The organism is Pseudomonas sp. TJI-51, from assembly GCF_000190455.2.
Classification (GTDB): domain Bacteria; phylum Pseudomonadota; class Gammaproteobacteria; order Pseudomonadales; family Pseudomonadaceae; genus Aquipseudomonas; species Aquipseudomonas juntendi.
The window spans coordinates 1-15,317 of sequence record NZ_AEWE02000169.1; the positions used below are offsets into that span (position 1 = coordinate 1).

Below are 15,317 nucleotides of genomic sequence, written 5' to 3' on the forward strand. Positions count from 1 at the left end.
TAGAATCTCCCACAGGGTGGACTGCCCCCAAGAAATTGGATTGGTGTCCAACTTATTGGGGGCAGTCCATTTGTGGGAGCTGGCTTGCCTGCGATAGGGCCGCACAGCGGCCCCGGTATTCTCAGCCCAAACGCCCCGCTGGGGCATAGGGCGCCGGGTCGATGATCGGTTCGGCACCGGTCAGCAAATCGGTAAACAGCTGGCACGAAGCCGGCGCCAGCACCAACCCGTTCCGGTAGTGCCCGCAGTTCAACCACAACCCCGCATGCCCCGGCACCGGCCCGATATACGGAATGCCCTCAGGCGACCCCGGCCGCAGCCCGGCCCAGTGCGCCACCACGGTGGCCCCTTCCAGCTCAGGCAACAACTCCACCGCCGAAGCCTTCAGGCTCTGCAGTGCATCCCCGGTCGGGGTCTTGTCATACCCGGCATGCTCAAGCGTACTGCCCACCAGAATGTGCCCATCACGCCGCGGGATCGCATAGCGCCCTTTGGCCAGCACCATGCTCGGCAGGAAGTCTTCGGCACATTTGAACAGAATCATCTGGCCCTTCACTGGCTCCACCGGCAGCGCCAGGCCAAGCGTACGCAACAGGTCGCCACTCCAGGCGCCAGCACTGAGCACCACCTCATCCGCCGCCAGCACACCGTCGGCCGTCTGCACCCCGGTCACACGCCCGCCTTGCTGGGCGAAACCGGTGATCTGGGAGTGCTCGCGCAAAGTCACGTTCGGCATTGCCAGCAACGCCGCCTTCAGCGATTTCACCAGGCGCGGGTTGCGCACATTGGCCACGCCCGCCATGTAGATGGCGCGCTTGAAACCCGGGCCCAGTACCGGCACCGCGTCATAGGCTGCCGATATATCCACCGCACGCAACGGCCGCTGGTGGCGCCCGGCCCAGGCCAGCGCTTGAGCTTCGTCATCCAGGTCCAGCCAGTACAGGCCAGTGGTGTGCACTTCGGGGTCGACACCGGTGCTGGCGAACAAGCGTTCGCCCAGCTGCGGATAAAAGTCCTGTGACCAGTGCGCCAGGGCAGTCACTGCCGGGCTGTAGCGCCACGGGTACAGCGGCGAAACGATGCCGCCACCGGCCCACGACGACTCACGGCCGACCTCGCCCTGATCGCACACCACCACATGGCCGACCTTGGCCGCCAGGTTGAACGCCGTCAACAGGCCGATCACCCCGCCGCCAACCACCACTACTTGCTTGCTCATCTGTCGATCCAACACCTGAAGTAAAACCGCGATGCGCCGGGCACCATTCAACCTTCAGCTCCCCCAGCAGTGCGCGCTGTGCTCAACGGCACCTGGGTTGCGCTGCACCCCTGCCTGGTCCAGCTGGAAGTCGCCACAGCCATCCTGCGCCATCAGCCCATGCGGCAAGCGCCGGGCGCGCAGCGTGAAGCTGTCGCTGTCGCGTTGCGCCTGCAGGCTGTAATGGCGGGTGCCGCCGGGCAGCGCCGGGTCGCCCTCGGCGTATTGGCCGGTGCGTACGCGGTGGCGCTCCAGGCGCAGGGCGGCATCGTGCAGCAGGCCAACCACTTCGCTGCGCGCGGCTCGCCGAAGCTGGTCGCTGTAACTGGGGTAGGCAATGGCTGCCAGAATGCCGGTCACGGCCAGGACAATCAACAACTCCATCAGGCTCAAACCTTGCTGCATGTCAGTCTCCTCTCAGTCTTTGTCGCCAGGTGATGCGCTGGAATGTGCCGTCGGCTGCGGCGTAGACCGCCTCCAGTACATGCCTGGATTGGCTTCGCTTGCTGACGGCAGTAATGCGCAACAGGGTGACCGCCTGCCCTTCGGGCACGTGCGCAGCACGCTGGCTGATGCCCAGGTTCTGTAGCTGGAAATAGCCGGTCGGGGTGGCTTGCCACTGGCCAGCCAGGTCGTGTGGCTGTGGTGGCGGCAGGCAGGCATTGCACGAGGGCGGCGGCGGGCCCTGTTCCAGCTTGCGCACCCCGGCCTGCAAGGCGGCCTCGGCCTCTTCCAATGCGTGCAGGCCATCGCTCAGGTAACCATTCATACGCGTTTCGACCATCGCGTCGCGCAGCGCCGATGCGGCCAGCAGGCCGAACAGCAGGCTCAGGACCAAGGCCAACAGCAGCACCACACCCCGCTGGCGGCTCATGAAGCCGGTACCGGGTTGCGCAATGCAACGCTCAACGCGTGGTGCTGCTCAAGTTGCAGCGTGGGCTCATACAAGGTCAGCTGAATATCCACCCGCTCACCGGCAACCTGCACGATGCGCAGCTCCCGCACATGCTCGACCAGCGGCTGATTGTTGCCCCGGCGCTTGAAATACAGCCTGCCGCCGCTGTGCCCATAGTGGTGATGGCTGATGGGCACCGCCATCTGTGTGGCGCTAGCCTGTGCCCGGCGGCTCAGCACCTTGACCTCGTCGATACAGTTGGTCAGCAAGGTCCAGTCCGGGTCGCCGGTATGCCCCGGCAACTCGGCGACCATCAGGCTCAAGCTGGACGGTCCCACCTCTATGGGCCGGGCGAAGCCAGGCGGCACCGCCTGGGCCGGAAAGTCGCCAGGTTTCAGGCGCAAACAGCCAAACATGCCCGCCATGCGAATATCCTGGGCCATGCGCAGCAGCGCCTGGCGCGCCTCCCCTTGCATGCGCAGCGCGGCGCCTTGCAGCCGCCAGGCTTGGTGCACAGAGGCGACTAGCTGGCTGGCCGCCACCAGCACCATCAACCCGATGGTCAGCGCCAGCAGCAACTCAAGCAAACCAGCCCCCGTTTGCAGGCGCCTCATCGCCGTGCCCTTTCAAGCTCACTGTGTGCCGCCATTGCCGCCTGCCCATCGCGGCGCGCACTGTCTGTGGCTTGCAAGGCCTGTAGTTGCAGCCCCGCAGCGGCGAACATGCCCACGGCCACGACCACCACCGCCAACAACACCTCCAGCAGCGTCATGCCCTTTTGCCATGCGTGCATCCCTGCACCTCCTGCGATTTTTCCCGCTATTGCCTTCAACTTGAGCGACTGGACCTCCTGGCCAGCCACCGAGAAGCTATTAGCGAAGCACTTCCTGGGAGGAATGCACGGTGAAGCAACGTGGGGTAACACTGATACAGATGTTGTCGGCCTTGGCTGTGGCGACGTTGCTGACGCAGATCGGCCTACCGGCCTACGCCAGGATGAGCGATGACCTGCAGCGGGCGGCGGTGGCGCGCGACTTGGCCCAGGCACTGCGTAGCGCCCGTAGCCACGCGCTGTTGCAGGGGCAACCGGTGCTGGTGCAGGCGCTGGATGGCAATTGGGGAAATGGTTGGCGTGTACCCTGGAGCACAACCGGCAGGTACTGCGTGAGCAGCGCCTGGCCAGGCCGCTGGTAATCGTCGGCAACAGCGATGAACAGTTCAAGTTCAGTGCCCTGGGTGTGCCAATGAAGCTGGGCAACGGCTGGTTCGCCATCACCCTGGAGGTGTGCGAGCGCTCGGCGGCCAGCAGCCGCCACCAAGTGGTGATGGCCTCTTCAGGGAGGGTCAACTTGCTGGCTGAGCACCGCGACAATCAGCGCTGCCCCGGCTAACGCGCTTATCGAGCAGCCTTGCGTCGCGCAAGGCCGCTCGTGCACCTAAGCCCTGGCCGGTCAGAGCAGCGAGCGAACCCGCAGCTCTTTGGGCATCGAGAACGTGATGTTCTCTTCCCGCCCATCCAGCTCTTCAGCGCCGGTAGCACCCCAGGCCTTGAGCTGTTCGATCACACCACGCACCAGCACTTCCGGGGCCGACGCACCGGCGGTGATGCCGATACGCGCAGCCTGGTCGAACCAGCCGCGTTGCAGGTCCTCGGCGCCATCGATCAGGTAGGCCGGGGTGCCCATGCGCTCGGCCAGCTCGCGCAGCCGGTTGGAGTTGGAGCTGTTCGGGCTGCCAACCACCAGCACTACGTCACTTTCATCGGCCAGTTGCTTGACGGCGTCCTGGCGGTTTTGCGTGGCGTAGCAAATGTCGTCCTTGCGCGGGCCACCAATGTTCGGGAAGCGCGCACGCAGGGCGTCGATCACACGGCTGGTGTCATCCATCGACAGGGTGGTCTGGGTGACGAAAGCCAGGTGGTCCGGGTCGCGCACCTGCAGCTTGGCCACGTCTTCCTCGTCTTCGACAAGGTAGATGGCGCCACCGTTGCTGGGGTCGTACTGGCCCATGGTGCCTTCGACTTCCGGGTGCCCTTCGTGGCCGATGAGAATGCACTCACGGCCATCGCGGCTGTACTTGGCGACTTCGATATGCACCTTGGTCACCAGTGGGCAAGTGGCATCGAACACTTTCAGGCCACGGCCAGCAGCTTCCTGGCGCACAGCCTGGGAAACACCGTGGGCACTGAAGATGACGATGACATCATCCGGCACCTGGTCCAGCTCCTCGACGAAGACGGCGCCACGGTTGCGCAGGTCTTCGACGACGAACTTGTTGTGCACCACTTCATGGCGCACGTAGATCGGCGGGCCGAAGACTTCCAGCGCGCGGTTGACGATCTCGATCGCCCGGTCGACCCCCGCGCAGAAGCCGCGAGGGTTGGCGAGTTTGATTTGCATGCTCGGCTCCAGGCTTACAGGGCCTTCACCTCGAGGATCTCCACCTCGAAGGTCAGGGTCTTGCCAGCCAGTGGGTGATTGAAGTCGATGGTCACCTGGTCGTCGTCGAACGCTTTGACCACCCCTGGCAGTTCGGCGTTGGCGGCGTCGTTGAAGATGATCAACAGCCCGTCGGACAGCTCCATGCCTTCGAAGTTGGACCGCGGCATGACTTGCACGTTTTGCGGGTTGGGCTGGCCGAAGGCATTTTCTGGCGCAACCTGCAGCGTACGCTTGTCTCCGGCCTTGAAGCCGAACAGGGCGTTCTCGAAGCCCGGCAACAGGTTGCCATCGCCGACCTTGAAGGTTGCCGGGGCCTTGTCGAACGTGCTGTCTACGGTGTCGCCGTTTTCCAGGTGCAGCGCGAAGTGCAGGGTGACTTCGGTGTTCTGGCCGATACGGGTGTCAGTCATGGACCGGATCCTCGGACTTCTTGCTCTTGAACATATCCAGCGCCAGCATTACCGCACCAACGGTGATGGCGCTGTCGGCCACGTTGAAAGCCGGGAAGTAATGGCGGTTCTGCCAGTGCACCAGGATGAAGTCGACCACATGGCCCAACACGATGCGATCGTACAGGTTGCCGATCGCCCCACCGAGCACCAGCGCCAGCGCCACGGCCAGCCAGGTTTCATTGCGCCCCAGGCGCTTGAGCCACACCACCAGCACTGCGCTGACCACCACGGCGATCAGGGCGAACAACCAGCGCTGCCAGCCGGCGCCGTCGGCCAGGAAGCTGAACGCGGCGCCGGTGTTGTAGGCCAGGGTCCAGCTGAAGTAGTCAGGTATGACGACGATCTGCTGGTACATGGTCAGGGCGTTGTTGAAATACAGCTTGGTGGCCTGGTCGATGACCAGGACCAGCAAGCTCAGCCACAGCCATGCGAGGCGCCCGAAGCGGCCCGCTGCAGGGTTAGGCATAGTGGCGCACCTCACCCGAGCCGGTCAGGTTGTCGACGCAACGGCTGCAGATTTCCGGGTGCTCCGGGTGGCTGCCAACGTCGGCGCGGAAGTGCCAGCAACGGCCGCACTTGGCGTGGCCGGACTTGACCACCTGCAGTTTCAGGCCCTCGACTTCGGTGGCAACCGCTTCGGCAGGGGCCTGGGCAAATGGCACCACGCTGGCAGCGGAGGTGATCAGCACAAAGCGCAGCTCGTCGCCCAGCTTGCCCAGGTCGGCGCTCAGGCCCTCATCGGCGTACAGGGTCACTTCAGCCTGCAGGTTGCCGCCGATGACTTTGGCGGTACGCTGGTTTTCCAGCTCCTTGTTGACCGAGGCCTTAACCGCCATGACGCGGTCCCAGTAGCCACGGTCCAGCTCGGTGCCTTCCGGCAGTTCGCTCAGGCCCTGGTACCAGCCATTGAGCATGACCGACTCGTTGCGCTCGCCCGGCAGGTACTGCCAGATTTCGTCGGCGGTGAACGCCAGGATCGGTGCAATCCAGCGCACCAGCGCTTCGCTGATGTGATACAGCGCAGTCTGGCAGGAACGGCGGGCCACACTGTTGGCGCCGGTGGTGTACTGGCGGTCCTTGATGATGTCGAGGTAGAAGCCGCCCAGCTCCTGCACGCAGAAGTTGTGCACCTTGGAGTACACGTTCCAGAAACGGTACTCGCTGTAGTGCTCTTCGAGTTCGCGTTGCAGCAACAAGGTGCGGTCCACGGCCCAGCGGTCCAGCGCCAGCATGTCTTGCGGGGCCAGCAGGTCGCGGGCCGGGTCGAAACCGGACAGGTTCGAGAGCAGGAAGCGTGCGGTATTGCGGATACGCCGGTAGGCGTCGGCGCTGCGCTGCAGGATCTGCTCGGAAACGGCCATTTCACCGGAATAGTCGGTAGCCGAAACCCACAGGCGCAGGATGTCGGCGCCCAAGGTGTTGTTGACCTTCTCCGGCTCGATGGTGTTGCCCAGCGACTTGGACATCTTGCGGCCGTTTTCGTCCACGGTGAAGCCGTGGGTCAGCAGCTCGCGGTACGGCGCATGGTTGTCGATGGCGCAACCGGTCAGCAAGGACGAGTGGAACCAGCCGCGGTGCTGGTCGGAGCCTTCCAGGTACAGGTCGGCGCGCGGGCCGGTGGCGTGGCCGATGTTGTGGGAGCCACGCAGCACGTGCCAGTGGGTGGTGCCCGAATCGAACCACACGTCGAGGGTGTCGGCGATCTTGTCGTACTGCTCGGCTTCACCGCCCAGCAGTTCGGCAGCGTCCAGCTTGAACCAGGCTTCGATGCCCTGCTGCTCGACGCGCTTGGCCACTTCTTCCATCAGTTCGACGGTGCGCGGGTGCAGCTCGCCGGTCTGCTTGTGCAGGAAGAACGGAATCGGTACGCCCCAGTTGCGCTGACGCGAAATGCACCAGTCTGGGCGGTTGGCGATCATCGCGTGCAGGCGTGCCTGGCCCCAGGCCGGAACGAACTTGGTTTGCTCGATGGCTTTCAGCGCGCGCTCACGCAGCGGCTCGCCGGTAGTCGGCTGCTTGTCCATACCCACGAACCACTGCGCGGTAGCGCGGTAGATCAGCGGGGTTTTATGGCGCCAGCAGTGCATATAGCTGTGGCTGATGGTTTCGGTGTGCATCAGCGCACCGACTTCACCGAGTTTCTCGACGATGGCCGGGTTGGCCTTCCAGATGAACTGGCCGCCGAAGAATGGCAGCGACTCGACATACACACCGTTGCTCTGCACCGGGGTAAGGATGTCATCGTTGACCATGCCGTAACGCTTGCAGGTGACGAAGTCGTCTTCACCGTAGGCTGGCGCGGAGTGCACCACCCCGGTACCGGCGCCCAGCTCGACGTAGTCGGCCAGGTACACCGGCGACAGGCGGTCGTAGAGGGGGTGACGGAAGTTGACCAGCTCCAGCGCCGCGCCTTGGGCGGTAGCGATGACCGAGCCTTCCAGGTTGTAACGCTTGAGGCACGACTCCACCAGTTCTTCAGCCAGCACCAGCAGGCGCTCACCGGTGTCGACCAGGGCGTAGGTGAACTCGGGATGGATGTTCAACGCCTGGTTGGCTGGAATGGTCCACGGGGTGGTGGTCCAGATCACGATGGCGGCAGGCTTGGCCAGCGACGCCAGGCCGAAGGCGGCAGCCAGCTTGGCTTCATCGGCAACCGGGAAGGCCACGTCGATGGTCTGCGATTTTTTATCGGCGTACTCGACTTCCGCCTCAGCCAGCGCCGAACCGCAGTCGAAGCACCAGTTCACCGGTTTCAGGCCCTTGAACACGAAACCTTGCTTGACCATTTCGGCCAGGGCACGGATTTCACCCGCCTCGTTGGCGAAGTTCATGGTCTTGTACGGGTTGTCCCAATCACCCAGCACGCCCAGGCGAATGAACTCGGTCTTCTGCCCTTCGATCTGCTCGGCAGCATACTCGCGGCACAGCTCACGGGTGCGGTCGGCCGACAGGTGCTTGCCGTGGGTAACCTCGACCTTGTGCTCGATCGGCAGGCCATGGCAGTCCCAACCTGGCACGTACGGCGCGTCGAAACCGGCCAGGGTCTTGGAACGGACGATCATGTCCTTGAGGATTTTGTTCAGCGCATGACCGATATGAATCTTGCCGTTGGCATAGGGCGGGCCGTCGTGCAGGACGAACTTTGGACGATCCTTGCCAATTTCGCGCAGCTTCTGGTACAGGCCAATGCTGTCCCAGCGCTGCAGGATCTGCGGTTCGCGCTGAGGCAGGCCGGCCTTCATGGGGAAGGCGGTGTCCGGAAGGTTAAGCGTGGCTTTGTAGTCGGTCATTTCAGGCTCTTCGTTAGCGGTTGAGCGTGCCAATGTGCACGTGCGGCGGCGATATCCGCATCGATCGCCGACTTCAGCGCCTCCAGGGAGGCGAATCGCTGCTCTTCACGCAGCTTGTGGTGGAACTCCACCGTAAGGCGCCGGCCGTAAAGGTCGCCGGCATAGTCCAGCAGATGAATTTCCAGGTGCGGGCGCCCATCACCGGCAACGGTGGGGCGCACGCCAATGTTGCCGACACCCGGCCAGGCCTTGCCGTCGATTTCGATGCTGGCCAGGTAGACCCCGGACAGCGGTACGCGGCGGCGCTTGAGCTGGATGTTGGCAGTGGGCGTGCCAAGCTGGCGAGCCAGCTTCTGGCCGTGCAACACACGGCCGGTAATGCGGTATGGGCGGCCCAGCAGGTGCTCGGCCAGCTCGAAGTTGCCGTCGGCCAAGGCCTGGCGCACTTCGGTGCTGCTGACCCGCAGGCCGTCCTGAATCACGGTGTTGGCAGCTTCGACGGTAAAGCCATATTGCTTACCGGCCTCGACCAGGAAGGCGAAGTCGCCGGCGCGGTCGCAGCCAAAGCGGAAATCGTCGCCCACTTCGAGGTGACGCACGCCCAGGCCATCGACCAGGATGGTCTTGACGAACGCATCGGCGCCGAGCTTGCTCAGGCGCTGGTTGAAGGCCAGGCACAGCACCCGGTCGATGCCTTCGGCGGCCAGCAGCTCGAGCTTGTCGCGCAGGCGGGCCAGGCGCGCAGGTGCGGTATCGGGCGCGAAGTACTCGCGCGGTTGCGGTTCGAAGACCACCACGCAGGTCGGCAGGCCCAAGGCCTGGCCGCGCTCGCGCAGGCGCGCCAGGATTGCCTGGTGGCCACGGTGAACCCCGTCGAAGTTGCCAATGGTGGCGACACAGCCCCGGTGCTCGGGGCGCAGGTTGTGAAGACCTCGAACCAGCTGCATAACGCGCTTCTTGCTCATAAAGTGGCCGATTATAACCACACCCGGGCGCCGGTGACAGGCAGCAGCGCCCAGGGGCGGCGTGGAATGCGAAAAACCGACGCCTGACCCGCAGGTAGCCCTAGTGCAAGGCCTTGCGAGCGAAATGCCGGGGGCGGAAACCGCACAGGAACAAACAGCCGAAATAGGTCACGACCCCCGCCACGATCAGCACGCCGAGGCGCATGAAGCGCTGCAGCATGATGCCCTGCTCCCAGGCCGGCATGTAGTGCATGCCCACCAGCAGCACTGCCGACATCAGCGCCACGGCCAGCACCAGCTTGGCCAGAAACATCGCCCAGCCCGGCTGCGGCTCGAACAGGCGCTGACTGCGCAGCTTCCAGAACAGCAAACCGGCATTCAGGCAGGCACCCAGGCTGATGGCCAAGGCCAGCCCGGCATGCGCCAGCGGGCCGACCAGGGCCAGGTTGAACAGCTGGGTGCAGACCAGGGTGAAGACCGCGATCTTCACCGGCGTGCGGATATTCTGCTGCGCATAAAAGCCGGGTGCCAGTACCTTGACCAGAATGATCGCCAGCAAGCCCACCGAATAGGCCATCAGCGCCCGCTGGGTCATGGCGGCATCGAACGCGCTGAACTTGCCATACTGAAACAGCGCCACGGTCAGCGGCTCGGCCAGAATGGCCAGTGCCAGGGTGCACGGCAACACCAGCAGGAAGCACAGGCGCAGGCCCCAGTCGAGGATCCGCGAATACTCCTCGCGATCCTTGTTGGCGTAGGTTTTGGCCAGGGTCGGCAGCAGGATGGTACCCAAGGCCACGCCCAGCACGCCGGAAGGCAGCTCCATCAGGCGGTCGGCGTAATACATCCAGGATACCGAGCCAGCCACCAGGAACGAGGCGAAGATGGTGTTGATGATCAGCGAGATCTGGCTCACCGACACCCCGAGAATGGCCGGCAGCATCTGCTTGAGCACCCGCCACACGCCGGTATCGCGCAGGTTCAGGCGGGGCAGCACGAGCATGCCGATCTTCTTCAGCGCCGGCAACTGGTACAACAGTTGCGCCAGGCCACCGGCGAGTACGCCCCAGGCCAGGGCCATGATCGGCGGGTTGAAGTACGGCGTGAGCAGCACCGCGAAGGCGATCATCGCCACGTTGAGCAGGGTCGGGGTAAAGGCCGGTACCGAGAAACGGTTCCAGGTATTGAGGATCGCCCCGGCCAGGGACGACAGGGAGATCAGCAATATATAAGGAAAGGTCACCCGCAACAGGGCCGTGGTCAGTTCGTACTTTTCCGTGCTGTCGACAAACCCCGGGGCCGTGGCCCACACCACCCAGGGTGCCGCCAGGATGCCGATGGCGGTCACCAGGGCCAGGACCAGGGTGAGCAAACCGGTGATATAGGCAACGAAAGTGCGGGTCGCCTCCTCGCCTTGCTGCGTCTTGTATTCGGCCAGGATCGGCACGAAGGCCTGGGAGAATGCACCTTCGGCGAAAATGCGCCGCAGCAGGTTGGGCAACTTGAAAGCGATGAAGAAAGCGTCGGTGGCAATGCCCGCACCGAAGATACGCGCCAGAATGGTGTCGCGAATGAAGCCCAGCACCCGCGAAATCATGGTGATCGAGCTTACTGCAGCCAGGGATTTGAGCAGGTTCATCGAAAAGATTCACGCCAATGACAGAGGACGCTGCCAGACAGCATCCGAATGTGCGATACTCCCGCGCCTTCGCAGGGGAGCCAAAAATTCCCGAGTGTACAGGTCGCGCAGCAGAAAGGAATCTTTCCCGCTTGTTGGCGCACCGCTCGGCGGAACCTTGCAGGTGGCCTTGACATCCGCTCGACTGATCGGCATGATTCGCGGCCTATTTTGTTTGCTATTTACCTAAAGTCTTTCGAGGAGCTCGACGGTGGCCAACACACCTTCCGCCAAGAAACGTGCAAAACAGGCTGAGAAGCGTCGCAGCCACAACGCCAGCCTGCGTTCCATGGTCCGCACCTACATCAAGAATGTAGTTAAAGCCATTGACGCAAAAGACGCTGAAAAAGCACAAGCCGCTTATGTTCTGGCTGTACCTGTAATCGACCGCATGGCCGACAAAGGTATCATCCACAAGAACAAGGCTGCTCGTCACAAAGGCCGTCTGAATGGCCACATCAAGGCGCTGAAAGAAGCTGCAGCTGCCTAAGCGACGTTAAAGTCGAAAAGCCGACCCTAGGGTCGGCTTTTTGTTGCCTGCGATTTGGGCATGCGCCAAGGTGTAACCGCAATTTTGCAGGGGCGGCCTTGGTCGCCACCGGGCTGCAAAGCAGCCCCAGTGACTGTGATTGCCTGCTGTTACTTGCCTAACTGAATCTTCGGCGCCCATTGCAGCCACTCGTCCTCGGCCTTGTCGAACAAGGCGAAGGTCTGCTGCGGCCGGGCCGGGTTACCCATCCGCTCGCCGTCCGGCGTTGCGAAGGCGATGCCACCATCGATCACGGTTTCCAGCGACTCGGTGCGCACGGTCGCGCCTTTGAACAGCCCCCAGTCGAAGCCGAAGCCGCTGGTGTTCCAGAAACGGCTGCCACTGCGCACCAGCGCGGCATAACGCGGCTCGATCAGGATATGGATCAGCACGCGGTCAGCACTCTGCCCAAGCTCGAAGCCTGTCACCTTACCCACGGCTACCTCGCGGTAAGTAACGGGCACCCCGGGCTTGATCGAGCCACGGCGTGGTGCACTGAGTGTCAACGGCAGGCCGACCTCTGGCCCAGCCACCTGCGGCGCCTCGGGCAGCGCAATGAAGTCACTTTGCGGCCCGCGGTCTTTGGTGGCCGGCTGCACCTCCAGGTACTGGCCGGTCACCAGGGTATCCAGGTTCTCAGTGCGCACCAGGCCAAACGCAGGTTTGACCACCCAGAACTGCGTCCCGGCCCGGGCGATGCGATTTGCCGCTTCGGTGATACGCGCCCGCAGCAGCACCGCCTGCAGGTCATTGGTCAAGTCGACGCTCTCGATGCTGCCCACATCCAGGCCCCGGAAGCGAATCGCTGTGCCTGGCTTCAGGCCATCCGCGCGGTCGACACGGATGGTGATCAAGGTGCCCGCACGGTTCACCGCCTCTTGGCTCTCGTGCAGCCGGAAGCGCGGAATGTGCCGCTTCAGCGGAACATCCGCACGCGGCGTGTCAAAGGCAATGCCACCGGCCATCAGCGTTTGCAGCGACTCACTCTTCACCTTGATGCCGGACAAGCCGCCAGTCAGGGTAATACCGCTGGCGTTCCAGAAGCGCGACGAACCGTTGACCAGTTTTTCGTATTCTTTCTCGATGTGCACACCAATGAGGATGCGGTTACTGTTGCGGGCGAACTGATAGCTTTGCACGCTCCCCACTTTGACCTGGCGATACATCACCGGGCTGCCGACCTCCAGCGAACCGAGGGTGTCGGCGAACAGCACCATGTGCAGGCCAGGCGCCTTGAGGTCCAGCGGCGGCGCCTTGGCACGCGCCTCGAACTCGCGCTCTGGCCGCGCGCCCTTTTCGCCGGGGCGAATGGCGATGTAGTTACCTTTTACCAGCGCCTCCAGCCCCGTGATACCCGCCAGGGAAATCGAAGGCTTGACCACCCAGAACTGGGTCCCTTCCACCAGGTAGTCCTCGGTGAGCGGGTCCAGTGTCAGCTCGGCCGAAGCGCTGGCCAGGTTGTCTTCCATCTTCAGCGTTTTCAGCGAGCCAACCTGGATGCCTTTGTACATGACCGGGGTACGACCCGCCTGCAGGCCTTCGTAATCGGTAAGCTTGACCTTGACCCGTATCCCCGCCTGAGCTGCATCGAAGTCTTCATACAGGCGGAACGGCAGGCTGGGGTCGGTTGGCGGGCTGTCCTTGCGATACTCCGGGGTTGCAAAGGCGATACCCCCGGCAACGATGCTCGACAGCGACTCGCTACGCACTTTCACACCCGAAAGCGAAGCGTCGATGCTTACCCCGCTGGCATTCCAGAAGCGCGTGTGTTTGCGCACCAGGCTGGCGTAAGCCGGCTCGATGAATATTTTTACCTCCACCGTGCTCTGGTCTTCGGACAGGCGATAACTCTTCACCCGGCCGACCTGGATCTGTTTATAGAACACTGGGCTGTCACGGTTGAGCGAACCTAGCCGTTCAGCCTTGAGTACAAGATGCAGGCCAGGTTCGCTGTCCGACAGTGGCGGCGCCACCTTCAGCGCGGTAAAGCGCTTGGTAGGCTCACCTTCGCCCGGGCTGACTGCGATGTAGTTACCAGACACCAGGGTTTCCAGGCCTGAAATGCCTGCCAGGGTGACACTGGGCTTCACCAGCCAGAAGCGCGTCCCCTTGGTCAGATGCGGCTCGGCATCCTTGTTCATTTCGATCGTGGCGATAACACCCTGGTTCTCACCCTCGGCATCGAGCACCAGGCTCTTCACCTTGCCAACCGGCATCCCTTTGTAGATCACCTCGGTCTTGTTGGCGACGATCCCGTCGCCCGACTCGAAGCGCACTTCAATCTCCACACCGGCCTGGCGGTAAGCCTGCCAAGCGAGCCAACCACCGATCATCAAGGCGATCAAAGGCAGTATCCAGATGGCCGACCAGTTCGAGGCTGGGCGGGTTTTAGCCGTTGGCAGGTCACTCATGGTCGTCATCCGACTCCGTGTTATCCCAAATCAGTCGGGGATCGAAAGTTAAAGCAGCAAACATTGTCAGGATCACCACAGTTGCGAAGGCGACGGCGCCCAAATTGGCTTCGACACTGGCGATTCGGCCGAAATTCACCACTGCCACGAGAATGGCAATGACGAAGATGTCCAGCATGGACCAGCGCCCGATGAATTCGATGAAGCGGTACATGAATATCCGTTGCCGGGCCGAAAGGGGTTGCCGCCGTTGTACGGAGTACAGCAGCAAACCGATGCCTACCAGCTTGAAGGTCGGCACCAGGATGCTGGCAATGAACACCACTGCAGCGATCGGCACCATGCCGTGCTTGAGCAAGGTAATGACCCCGGACATGATCGTGTCCGGGCTGCCTTGGCCGAGGGTACTCACGGTCATGATGGGCAACACGTTGGCCGGGATGTACAGAATCGACGCGGCAATCAGCAGCGCCCAGGTGCGCATGATGCTGTTCGGACGCCGCGCATGCACTACAGCGCCACAACGTGTGCAGCTTTGCGATTTACTGTCCGGCGCCTGCCGGTTCAGCTCATGGCATTCATTGCAGACCAGAATGCCCGCATCAATCGCCCGCATGCAGGTCCTCCCCCGATAGCGCACTCCAGATCTGGTGCGGTGACATCACCACTTCCAGCCAAACCTGGATCAACAACAGGCTGATAAAACAGAACAACCCCAACCCTACGGTCAATTCAGCCAGGTCGACCAGCTTGACGATGGCCACCAGTACACCCATGAAATAGACCTCGAGCATGCCCCAATCGCGCAGGTGGTGATAGATACGGTAGAACAGCAGGCCCAAACCGCGCCCCACGTTCAGGCGAATACTCAGCAATACAGCCAGTTGGCACAGCAACTTGGTTAATGGAATAGCCATGCTGCAAAGGAAAACCACCACCGCCACGCCACGCATTTCCGAGTTGTACAGGCCTAGCACACCACTCCAGACAGTATCGTCAGACGTTTGGCCAAGCAGGTGCAGCTGCATGATGGGCAGAAAATTGGCTGGCACGAACAGCAACAAGGCCGTCAGTACCAGGGCCAGGCTGCGATTGACCACATTGTGCCGGTGAGCATACAGCTCGTAACCGCAGCGCGGGCAGAGGGCCTTTTCACCGTGTTGTAGCACGGGCTTGCGCAGCAGCAGGTCACATTCGTGGCAGGCCACAAGCTCTTCCAGCGGCAACCGGGCCAGCGATTCAGGTTCGACGGGATTGGACATGGAGTACTTCTGAGTAGGTGCGTGGGCCTATTCTAGTGTTCTGGCTCGAATTGTGGGAGCCGGCGTGCCGGTGAAGCGCACGGCGCGGTGAATGGCACCGGCTGCGCCGGTGTTCGCGGGCGCGCCCGCTCCCACA

The 15,317-nt window shown here is 62.8% G+C and carries 15 protein-coding genes and 1 pseudogene; 2 read left to right on the top strand and 14 right to left on the bottom strand.

Going from position 1 to position 15,317, the window contains the following annotated elements; all coding sequences use genetic code 11:
- Window positions 1-121: 121 nt before the first annotated feature.
- From thiO to G1E_RS26085, 5 genes are read right to left on the bottom strand one after another with little or no spacing between them, the layout of a single operon-like run.
- Window positions 122-1,219: a glycine oxidase ThiO gene (gene thiO / locus G1E_RS26065; RefSeq protein ID WP_009682089.1), complete on the bottom strand. Its 1,098-nt coding sequence runs from the start codon at window positions 1,217-1,219 to the stop codon at window positions 122-124.
- 54 nt (window positions 1,220-1,273) lie between these two features.
- Entirely contained in the window at window positions 1,274-1,663 is a 390-nt protein-coding gene (locus tag G1E_RS26070; protein ID WP_009682088.1) for a type IV pilin protein, read from the bottom strand.
- A gap of 1 nt (window position 1,664) precedes the next feature.
- A complete protein-coding gene (locus G1E_RS26075) occupies window positions 1,665-2,132 on the bottom strand; it encodes a hypothetical protein (protein WP_009682087.1) in 468 nt (155 codons plus the stop codon).
- Window positions 2,129-2,767 (bottom strand): PilW family protein, encoded by a 639-nt coding sequence (locus G1E_RS26080; protein WP_009682086.1) that lies wholly within the window; start codon window positions 2,765-2,767, stop codon window positions 2,129-2,131. The genes G1E_RS26075 and G1E_RS26080 overlap by 4 nt, the downstream gene beginning before the upstream one ends.
- Entirely contained in the window at window positions 2,764-2,946 is a 183-nt protein-coding gene (locus tag G1E_RS26085; protein ID WP_009682085.1) for a prepilin-type N-terminal cleavage/methylation domain-containing protein, read from the bottom strand. Before G1E_RS26085 ends, G1E_RS26080 begins: the two co-directional genes overlap by 4 nt.
- 110 nt (window positions 2,947-3,056) lie before the next feature.
- Here G1E_RS26085 and G1E_RS26090 point away from each other — a divergent pair.
- Window positions 3,057-3,544: pseudogene (locus G1E_RS26090) on the top strand (GspH/FimT family pseudopilin).
- Window positions 3,545-3,604: 60 nt separating this feature from the next.
- On the opposite strand, the gene ispH reads toward G1E_RS26090, so the two are convergent.
- The 6 genes from ispH to murJ all read right to left on the bottom strand — a co-directional run bounded on the left by ispH (window position 3,605) and on the right by murJ (window position 10,940).
- Window positions 3,605-4,552 carry a 4-hydroxy-3-methylbut-2-enyl diphosphate reductase gene (gene ispH, locus G1E_RS26095; RefSeq protein ID WP_009682084.1) on the bottom strand — a complete coding sequence of 316 codons (948 nt, stop codon included), beginning with the start codon at window positions 4,550-4,552 and terminating at the stop codon, window positions 3,605-3,607.
- Between the two features lie 14 nt (window positions 4,553-4,566).
- Entirely contained in the window at window positions 4,567-5,004 is a 438-nt protein-coding gene (fkpB, locus tag G1E_RS26100; protein WP_009682083.1) for an FKBP-type peptidyl-prolyl cis-trans isomerase, read from the bottom strand.
- Window positions 4,997-5,512, bottom strand: a complete 516-nt coding sequence (lspA, locus tag G1E_RS26105) for a signal peptidase II (RefSeq protein WP_003247609.1) — start codon at window positions 5,510-5,512, stop codon at window positions 4,997-4,999. Before lspA ends, fkpB begins: the two co-directional genes overlap by 8 nt.
- Complete coding sequence (ileS, locus tag G1E_RS26110; protein WP_009682082.1) at window positions 5,505-8,336, bottom strand: isoleucine--tRNA ligase; 2,832 nt, start codon at window positions 8,334-8,336, stop codon at window positions 5,505-5,507. Before ileS ends, lspA begins: the two co-directional genes overlap by 8 nt.
- Window positions 8,333-9,283: a bifunctional riboflavin kinase/FAD synthetase gene (gene ribF, locus G1E_RS26115; RefSeq protein ID WP_009682081.1), complete on the bottom strand. Its 951-nt coding sequence runs from the start codon at window positions 9,281-9,283 to the stop codon at window positions 8,333-8,335. The genes ileS and ribF overlap by 4 nt, the downstream gene beginning before the upstream one ends.
- 118 nt (window positions 9,284-9,401) lie before the next feature.
- Window positions 9,402-10,940 (bottom strand): murein biosynthesis integral membrane protein MurJ, encoded by a 1,539-nt coding sequence (gene murJ, locus G1E_RS26120; RefSeq protein WP_009682080.1) that lies wholly within the window; start codon window positions 10,938-10,940, stop codon window positions 9,402-9,404.
- Between the two features lie 250 nt (window positions 10,941-11,190).
- Between murJ and rpsT the strand changes: the two genes are divergently transcribed.
- Window positions 11,191-11,469 carry a 30S ribosomal protein S20 gene (rpsT, locus tag G1E_RS26125; RefSeq protein WP_003247625.1) on the top strand — a complete coding sequence of 93 codons (279 nt, stop codon included), beginning with the start codon at window positions 11,191-11,193 and terminating at the stop codon, window positions 11,467-11,469.
- 149 nt (window positions 11,470-11,618) lie between these two features.
- Here rpsT and G1E_RS26130 read toward each other — a convergent pair whose 3' ends face one another.
- Genes G1E_RS26130 through G1E_RS26140 form a run of 3 tightly spaced genes read right to left on the bottom strand, consistent with a single transcriptional unit; the run spans window position 11,619 to window position 15,181 of the window.
- Window positions 11,619-13,919, bottom strand: coding sequence for a PqiB family protein (locus tag G1E_RS26130; protein WP_009682079.1), 2,301 nt, complete (start codon window positions 13,917-13,919; stop codon window positions 11,619-11,621).
- Window positions 13,912-14,535, bottom strand: a complete 624-nt coding sequence (locus G1E_RS26135) for a paraquat-inducible protein A (protein ID WP_009682078.1) — start codon at window positions 14,533-14,535, stop codon at window positions 13,912-13,914. The genes G1E_RS26130 and G1E_RS26135 overlap by 8 nt, the downstream gene beginning before the upstream one ends.
- Complete coding sequence (locus G1E_RS26140) at window positions 14,522-15,181, bottom strand: paraquat-inducible protein A (RefSeq protein WP_009682077.1); 660 nt, start codon at window positions 15,179-15,181, stop codon at window positions 14,522-14,524. The genes G1E_RS26135 and G1E_RS26140 overlap by 14 nt, the downstream gene beginning before the upstream one ends.
- Between the last annotated feature and the right edge of the window lie 136 nt (window positions 15,182-15,317).

Coding starts and splice junctions, on each gene's coding strand:
- thiO (WP_009682089.1), bottom strand. CDS start 1,219: ATGAGCAAGCAAGTAGTGGTGGTTGGCGGCGGGGTGATCGGCCTGTTG.
- G1E_RS26070 (WP_009682088.1), bottom strand. CDS start 1,663: ATGCAGCAAGGTTTGAGCCTGATGGAGTTGTTGATTGTCCTGGCCGTG.
- G1E_RS26075 (WP_009682087.1), bottom strand. CDS start 2,132: ATGAGCCGCCAGCGGGGTGTGGTGCTGCTGTTGGCCTTGGTCCTGAGC.
- G1E_RS26080 (WP_009682086.1), bottom strand. CDS start 2,767: ATGAGGCGCCTGCAAACGGGGGCTGGTTTGCTTGAGTTGCTGCTGGCG.
- G1E_RS26085 (WP_009682085.1), bottom strand. CDS start 2,946: ATGCACGCATGGCAAAAGGGCATGACGCTGCTGGAGGTGTTGTTGGCG.
- ispH (WP_009682084.1), bottom strand. CDS start 4,552: ATGCAAATCAAACTCGCCAACCCTCGCGGCTTCTGCGCGGGGGTCGAC.
- fkpB (WP_009682083.1), bottom strand. CDS start 5,004: ATGACTGACACCCGTATCGGCCAGAACACCGAAGTCACCCTGCACTTC.
- lspA (WP_003247609.1), bottom strand. CDS start 5,512: ATGCCTAACCCTGCAGCGGGCCGCTTCGGGCGCCTCGCATGGCTGTGG.
- ileS (WP_009682082.1), bottom strand. CDS start 8,336: ATGACCGACTACAAAGCCACGCTTAACCTTCCGGACACCGCCTTCCCC.
- ribF (WP_009682081.1), bottom strand. CDS start 9,283: ATGCAGCTGGTTCGAGGTCTTCACAACCTGCGCCCCGAGCACCGGGGC.
- murJ (WP_009682080.1), bottom strand. CDS start 10,940: ATGAACCTGCTCAAATCCCTGGCTGCAGTAAGCTCGATCACCATGATT.
- G1E_RS26130 (WP_009682079.1), bottom strand. CDS start 13,919: ATGAGTGACCTGCCAACGGCTAAAACCCGCCCAGCCTCGAACTGGTCG.
- G1E_RS26135 (WP_009682078.1), bottom strand. CDS start 14,535: ATGCGGGCGATTGATGCGGGCATTCTGGTCTGCAATGAATGCCATGAG.
- G1E_RS26140 (WP_009682077.1), bottom strand. CDS start 15,181: ATGTCCAATCCCGTCGAACCTGAATCGCTGGCCCGGTTGCCGCTGGAA.